The organism is Erwinia sp. B116 (genome assembly GCF_002865965.1).
GTDB lineage: Bacteria > Pseudomonadota > Gammaproteobacteria > Enterobacterales > Enterobacteriaceae > Erwinia.
Window position 1 is genome coordinate 20,269 of record NZ_JRZZ01000016.1, and the last position, 7,599, is coordinate 27,867.

Annotated in this window: 6 protein-coding genes; 3 read left to right on the forward strand and 3 right to left on the reverse strand. The window is 59.5% G+C overall.

Translation table 11 applies throughout. From position 1 onward, the window contains the following. Positions 1–141 precede the first annotated feature (141 nt). The gene (gene metE / locus NV64_RS12665; protein WP_101506056.1) at positions 142–2,412 is read right to left on the reverse strand and encodes a 5-methyltetrahydropteroyltriglutamate--homocysteine S-methyltransferase; all 2,271 of its coding nucleotides are present in this window, start codon (positions 2,410–2,412) and stop codon (positions 142–144) included. 221 nt (positions 2,413–2,633) lie between these two features. On the opposite strand from metE, the gene metR reads away from it, so the two are divergent. The 3 genes from metR to glpT all read left to right on the forward strand — a co-directional run bounded on the left by metR (position 2,634) and on the right by glpT (position 5,965). Further along, positions 2,634–3,575 (forward strand): HTH-type transcriptional regulator MetR, encoded by a 942-nt coding sequence (metR, locus tag NV64_RS12670; protein WP_056234802.1) that lies wholly within the window; start codon positions 2,634–2,636, stop codon positions 3,573–3,575. 118 nt (positions 3,576–3,693) lie between these two features. Then, entirely contained in the window at positions 3,694–4,164 is a 471-nt protein-coding gene (locus NV64_RS12675; protein ID WP_056234799.1) for a DUF1456 family protein, read from the forward strand. Between the two features lie 448 nt (positions 4,165–4,612). Continuing rightward, the gene (glpT, locus tag NV64_RS12680; protein WP_056234797.1) at positions 4,613–5,965 is read left to right on the forward strand and encodes a glycerol-3-phosphate transporter; all 1,353 of its coding nucleotides are present in this window, start codon (positions 4,613–4,615) and stop codon (positions 5,963–5,965) included. Between the two features lie 150 nt (positions 5,966–6,115). Here glpT and yigL read toward each other — a convergent pair whose 3' ends face one another. Then, complete coding sequence (gene yigL, locus NV64_RS12685; protein WP_101506076.1) at positions 6,116–6,916, reverse strand: sugar/pyridoxal phosphate phosphatase YigL; 801 nt, start codon at positions 6,914–6,916, stop codon at positions 6,116–6,118. Positions 6,917–6,949: 33 nt separating this feature from the next. After that, a partial coding sequence (locus NV64_RS12690; RefSeq protein ID WP_233208979.1) for an alpha/beta fold hydrolase occupies positions 6,950–7,599 on the reverse strand: 650 nt, incomplete at its 5' end.

Consider the following 7,599-nt stretch of genomic DNA (forward strand, 5'->3'; position numbering starts at 1 on the left):
CGCAGCTTAACGTCAACCGTTCCAGCCGGCCGCCTTTCCGTTGCAGACAGGCGGCCGGTGAAGGGATCCCGGCACACCTGAATACCGCAGGGAATAAACGCGGGCAACCTCCTCTGCGGCCTGAAGCAGGATGGATTTTAATCAGGCCTTCGCATTACGCAGGTTCTGTGCCGCTTGTACCATATTGGCCAGCGCCTGGCGGGTTTCGGCCCAGCCGCGGGTTTTCAGGCCACAGTCAGGGTTCACCCACAGACGTTCCGGCGGGATGCGTTGCGCGGCCTTCAGCAGCAGCGCTTCGATCTCCCCGACGTCCGGCACGTTCGGCGAGTGAATATCGTACACCCCCGGACCAATCTCATTCGGATACGCAAACTCCTCAAATGATTCCAGCAGTTCCATATCGGAACGTGAGGTTTCAATCGTGATCACGTCTGCATCCAGCGCGGCGATCGCAGGCATAATGTCGTTGAACTCGCAGTAACACATGTGGGTGTGGATCTGCGTGTCGTCCCGCACCACCGCAGCGCTCAGCCGGAAGGCCTCCACCGCCCACGCCAGATACGCCGCCCAGTCAGACTGGTGCAGCGGCAGCCCTTCGCGCAGCGCAGGCTCGTCAATCTGGATGATGCCGATCCCGGCCTTCTCCAGATCGGCCACCTCATCACGCAGCGCCAGCGCGATCTGCCGCGCAATGGTTTCCCGGCTGACGTCTTCCCGCAGGAATGACCAGCAGAGGATCGTCACCGGACCGGTCAGCATGCCTTTTACCGGCTTGTCGGTCAGAGACTGCGCGTATTTCGCCCACTCCACGGTGATCGCCCCCGGGCGGCTGACGTCGCCGATAATCACCGGTGGCTTCACGCAGCGTGAACCGTAGCTCTGCACCCAGCCGTTCTGGCTGAAGACGAAGCCGTCAAGGTTCTCACCGAAGTACTCCACCATATCGTTACGCTCGGCTTCACCGTGCACCAGCACGTCCAGGCCAAGGCATTCCTGCTCGGCGATCGCCTGCTTAATATGTTCAGCGATGCCGCTGCGGTAGCGACCGCCGTCAAGACGCCCCTGCCTGAAGTCGAGACGCAGGCCGCGGATTTCAGGAGTCTGCGGGAAGGAGCCGATGGTGGTGGTCGGCCAGGCCGGCAGCCGGAAGCGCCGGCGCTGGGCTTCAGCACGCAGCGGATAGCCGTTATTACGCAGGCTATCTTTGGCGGTGACTGCCGCCAGACGCTGCGCTACGGTCGCATTGTGCACGCGGGTTGAGGTCTGCCGGGCGCGGATCGGCGCGCTCCAGGCTTCCAGTGACGCGGCATCGTTTGTGTTCAGCGCGTTGCTTAACAGCGACAGCTCGGCACACTTCTGCAGCGCAAAGGCGAACCAGCTTTTCACTTCCGCATCCAGGCGGGTTTCCACGCTCAGATCGATCGGGCTGTGCAGCAGCGAGCAGGAAGAGCCAATCCACAGCTGTTGACGCCGGTCGACCAGCGGCTGCAGGCGGTCAAACCAGCTGCTGAGATCGGCGCGCCAGACGTTACGTCCGTTGATCACGCCGAGGGAGAGTAGCCAGTCGGCCGGGATGCTGGCGTTCAGGGAGGCGATATCGTCTTTACCCTGCACCAGATCGACGTGCAGGCCCTGTACCGGCAGCGTGGTGATGGTCTCAAGGTTATGACCGATGCTGTCAAAGTAGGTGGTTAGCAGCAGCTTAATCTGCCCCTGCAGCGTAGCGTAAGCCGGTCTGAAGGCATTCAGCCACTCGGCGGGCAGTTCCAGCGCCAGCGCCGGCTCATCAATCTGCACCCATTCGACACCGCGTCTGGCCAGTTCGGCCAGCAGCTGCTGGTACACCGGCAGAATGTCTGGCAGCAGGCTCAGGCGGTTAAACGGCTCGCCCTTTACTTTGCCCAGCCACAGGTAAGTGACCGGGCCGAGCAGCACCGGCTTCACCCGGTGCCCCAGCGCCAGCGCTTCGTCGACTTCTTCCAGCAGCTGGGTCCAGCTCAGCCTGAACTGCATGCCCTGCACAAATTCCGGCACCATGTAGTGGTAGTTAGTGTTAAACCATTTGGTCATCTCGGCGGCGGCGACAGGTTCGCCGCCTGGCGCACGGCCACGACCAAGGCGGAACAGAGTGTCGAGGTCAACGGAGCCGTCTGTATTCTGGTGACGCGGCGGCACGTTACCGAGCATCAGACTGGTGGTCAGCACGTGATCGTACCAGGCGAAGTCGCCTACCGGCAGCAGGTCTACACCGGCGTCTTTTTGCTGCTGCCAGTGGCGGGCGCGCAGTTCACGGCCGACGGCCAGCAGATCGGCCTGGCTGCTGTTACCAGCCCAGTAGCTCTCGAGAGCCTTTTTGAGTTCACGGCGCAGGCCGACGCGGGGAAAGCCGAGCGTATGGTTCTGAATCGTCATCTTCAACTCCTTACCTGTAGCGTTTTCAGTGTTCGGCGTCCGCGTGGCCGTCATGCTGACTGCGGTTATGCGCAGATTTCGCGCCCTGCCCGGAGAGTTAATCGCCCGATTAACGTTGCGGCCAGATTCATTTGGACGTCCAGATGTTTACACCGCTATAATCCGCAGGTACTGTATTCACCACAAGCGCAAAATGTTCACCGTCGATGTGAAGGACCCTCATGATCGAACTTAAACACCTGCGAACGCTGCAGGCACTGCAAAATACCGGTTCGCTGGCCGCCGCCGCCGCCCAGCTGCACCAGACGCAGTCAGCGTTATCTCACCAGTTCAGCGATCTGGAACAGCGTCTCGGCTTCCGCCTGTTTGTGCGTAAGAGCCAGCCGCTGCGTTTCACCCCCCAGGGGGAGATCCTGCTGCAGCTGGCCGAGCAGGTGCTGCCGCAGATCCAGCAGGCGCTCCAGGCCTGCCATGAGCCGCAGCAGAGCGCGCTGCGCATCGCCATCGAGTGCCACAGCTGCATTCAGTGGCTGACCCCGGCGCTGAACAATTTCCGCAAGAGCTGGCCGCAGGTGAAGATGGACTTTAAATCAGGCGTCACCTTCGACCCGCAGCCGTCGCTGCAGCAGGGTGAGCTGGATATCGTGCTGACCTCCGATATTCTGACCAGCAGCGGGCTGTTCTACGCGCCAATGTTCGATTTCGAAGTGCGCCTGGTGCTGGCACCCGATCATCCGCTGGCCGCAAAGGCGCATATTTCACCGGAGGATCTGGCGCAGGAGGTGCTGTTAATCTATCCAGTACAGCGCCAGCGTCTGGATATCTGGCGGCACTTCCTGCAGCCCGCAGGCGTCAGCCCCGCGCTGAAGAACGTCGATAACACGCTGCTGCTGATTCAGATGGTAGCGGCGCAGATGGGCATTGCCGCCCTGCCGCACTGGGTGGTGGAGAGTTTTGAGCAACAAAACCTGGTGGTGACCAAAACGCTGGGCGACGGCCTGTGGAGCCGCCTGTACGCGGCCGTGCGTGACGGTGAACAACGCCAGCCTGTAGTCGAAGCCTTTATCCACTCGGCGCGCCAGCACGCCTGTAACAACCTGCCGCGGGTGCGCGATGCCTCGCGTCCGGGCACGCCGCTGCCGACGACCCTCGCCCGCTCCTGACCCGCGCGGTTTCTCTGCTCTCCCTGCCGCCGGCACAACGCTGGCGGTTTTTTCTGTTTAAGCGGGCGATTGCCCCTATAATGCGCACACTGAAACAGTTTTATTGAAGAGAATGTCCATGACCAATAACGATGTCCTGCGCAGCGTGCGCTATATGCTGGATTTGAACGATGCCAAAGTCGTCAGCATCCTGGCGCTGGCAGAGAGCGAAGTCAGCGAAGCGGAAGTGCACAGCTTCCTGAAAAAAGAGGACGAAGCCGGTTTTCGTCCCTGCCCCGACGTGGTCATGGGCTACTTTCTGAACGGTTTAATTTTCCTGCGTCGCGGAAAAAGCGACGAAGCACCCGCGCCGTCGATTGAGCGCAAAATGACCAACAACATCATCCTGAAGAAGCTGCGCATCGCCTTTGATCTGAAAACCACCGATATCACCGACCTGCTGAAATCAGCCGACTTTGCCGTCGGACAGTCGGAAATTGGCGCGATATTCCGTAAACCTGGGCACAAGAACTACCGTGAGTGCGGCGATCAGATCCTGCGTAACTTCCTTAAAGGGCTGACCAAAAAAATCCGCCCGGCGAAGGCATAATCATTTTCCTCAGCCCACTCTCTGCATAAATTAACGCTATCTGGCGTTAATTTATGCACTTTCCCCCGTTCCCGTCAGGCCGCTGATCCGATAACGCCTTAGCACAACGCTCTCTGTTCGCGACGAGGAACTGCGACCTGCCCTGTGCAATCGCCTTAATCTTCCTTTTGGAAAGTAAACACTCACCAAACGAAAGCACCACTGCCACCATGGATAATAATTGTGATTAACATCACATAATATAGTTCCACTTCGAAAATACCCCACGTTTTAATGATGGAGATGTAGCCATTTCGTCATAAAACTGTAACATCCGCGACCTTATTCGCCGTGCTTATCCTGACATCCGCTGCAAAATGCGCGAAATGGAACATTTTTCTTAACCTGTTTCCGTGCGCGTCAATTTGCCTGCCGGCGGCTGTCATTTTTCGAACCTCGGGAGTTAGTCATGCTAAGTATTTTCAAGCCGGCCGCGCATCAGCCTCGCGTTGATGACAGCCGCGTCGATCCGCTGTACCGCAAGCTGCGCTGGCAGATCTTTATGGGGATCTTCTTCGGTTATGCGGCCTATTACCTGGTGCGCAAGAACTTCACCCTCGCCATGCCTTATCTGATCGAGCAGGGGTTCTCCCGCGGTGATTTAGGCTTCGCGCTGTCCGGGATCTCGATTGCCTACGGCTTCTCCAAGTTTCTGATGGGCTCGATCTCCGACCGCTCTAACCCGCGCGTCTTCCTGCCTGCCGGGCTGATTCTGGCCGGCGTGGTGATGCTGATCATGGGCTTTGTGCCGTGGGCAACCTCCAGCATCATGGTGATGTTCGTGCTGCTGTTCCTGTGCGGCTGGTTCCAGGGGATGGGCTGGCCGCCGTGTGGTCGTACCATGGTGCACTGGTGGTCGCAGAAAGAGCGCGGCGGCATCGTATCGGTATGGAACTGCGCGCATAACGTCGGCGGTGGTCTGCCGCCGCTGCTGTTCCTGCTCGGCATGGCGTGGTTTAACGACTGGAAGGCCGCCCTCTATATGCCGGCCTTCGGCGCGATCCTGGTAGCGATTATCGCCTTTGCCCTGATGCGTGACACGCCACAGTCCTGCGGCCTGCCGCCGATTGAAGAATACAAAAACGACTACCCGCCGGATTACAACGAAAAGCATGAAGAAGAGCTGACCGCGAAGCAGATCTTTATGCAGTACATCCTGCCAAACAAGCTGCTGTGGTACATCGCGCTGGCTAACGTCTTCGTCTATCTGCTGCGCTACGGCATCCTCGACTGGTCGCCGACCTACCTGAAAGAGGTGAAGCACTTTACGCTGGATAAGTCGTCGTGGGCCTACTTCTTCTACGAGTACGCCGGTATTCCCGGCACGCTGCTGTGCGGCTGGATGTCTGACAAGGTGTTCAAAGGCAACCGTGGCGCAACCGGCGTGTTCTTTATGACCCTGGTGACCATTGCCACCGTGGTGTACTGGATGAACCCGGCGGGCAACCCCGGCATTGATATGGCCTGTATGACCATCATTGGCTTCCTGATCTACGGTCCGGTGATGCTGATTGGCCTGCATGCGCTTGAGCTGGCACCGAAGAAAGCGGCCGGCACAGCCGCAGGCTTTACCGGGCTGTTCGGTTACCTGGGTGGCTCGGTGGCCGCCAGCGCCATCGTCGGTTATACCGTTGACTACTTCGGCTGGAACGGCGGCTTTGCGGTGATGGTCGGCGGCTGCGTGCTGGCGGTGATCCTGCTGATTATGACCATGCTGAGCGAGAACAAGCACAAGCAGGCGCTGGCAGCCGGTTCGCAGTAAGGCGGGTCTGAAAGCGTAACGGCAGCGGGAAACCGCCGCCATTAAAAAAGGGCTGAGTTACCGCACGGCTCGTCACCGGTCAGATCGCTCTGACGGTGACGAAACCGTGCGGGCTCAGCCCTTTTGTTGTCTGCGGCGTTAAGCGAAAACTTAAACGGCGTACAGCGCACGCAGGGTGTGCGGCACCGCCTGCTCGGCGTTGCTGCCGATCACGTCCAGTTCCGGCAGCAGTGTTTTCAGGCGCGGGTCGGCATTCTGCATCACGCAGCCCTTACCCGACATGCTCAGCATCTCGGTATCATTCATGCCGTCGCCGAAGGCGATACAATCCTGCAGCGTACAGCCTAACTTCTTCGATACCGCATCCAGTGCATGCCCCTTGGAGACGCCACCGGCCATCACTTCCAGACAGGTCGGCAGCGAGAAGCAGACGTTAACCCGGTCGCCCCAGCGGGCAGTCAGCGCCTGTTCCAGCGGGATCAGCAGCTCGGGATCGGCGCAGGTGAAGAACACCTTGCTGATACCGTCGGTCGCCAGCTGGCCCTGCTCGTAGACCTGATAGTTGAAGTCAGACTCGCGGAAGAAGTCCATCTCTTCCGGGCGATGGCGGTTGAGGAACCACTCTTCATCGCGATAAACGTTGGTGAAGATATCCGGGTTATGGTGCTGAATGGCAAACAGTTCGAGGGCGATCTCTTCTTCCAGGTTATGGCTGAAGATCAGTTCACCGGCGGTATTGTGCACGCGGGCGCCGTTCGAGGTGATCATATAGGCATCGATACCCAGGCTGTCGCGCATCTGTGCCACGTCAATATAGTGACGCCCGGTAGCGAAAACGAAGTGAATGCCCTTGCGGGTGACTAACTGCAGCGTTTCGCGGGCAAACGGCGAGAGGGTGTGGTCCGGCGACAGCAGCGTGCCGTCGAGGTCTGAAGCAACAATACGATACATAATACCTCTGATTATTTTGGCAGGTGCGGCCATTCAGCGATGACCGGCAAAAAATGTCAGGATGGCTTCCAGGGCTTCGGCCCGCATCCGGTCTTGCTCAAACAGGATTTCGTGGCGCGCACCGGCAATCACCCGCGGGCGCTGGCCAGGACCGGGCAGCGCCTGGCAGAACAGATCCTGCGCCCGGTTTTCCACCACTTTATCAGCGGCCGCCTGCAGCAACAGCAGCGGCGTTACAATCTTCGGTGCCTGGCTGAGTATCTGCTGGCAGGCCAGCAGCGCTTCCCCCACCCAGTGATAGGTCGGGCCGCCCATGCGCAGACGCGGATCGTCGGCATAAAAGCGCAGGTTGCGCCGGTAGCGCTCGCGGCTGTGGGTCAGTTGATTAATGGCAAACGGGCGCGGATGCCACTTACCGGTGCCTAACGCATAGCCGTTACGCATCAAAGGGCGCGCTTCGGCCCAGTTAAGGATCCGATGTGCCATCCACAACGGCATCGGCAGGCAGATGCCAAACATCGGTGACGCCAGCGCCACCGCGTTGAACGCCGTCGGCTGGCGCGCCAGCATCAGCGCCAGCACCGCACCGCCCATTGAGTGTGCCAGCGCGTAGCGCTGGCGATAATGGCGCGGCACGATTTCCTGCAGATACAACGTTTCCAGGTCATCAACGTAGTCGGCAA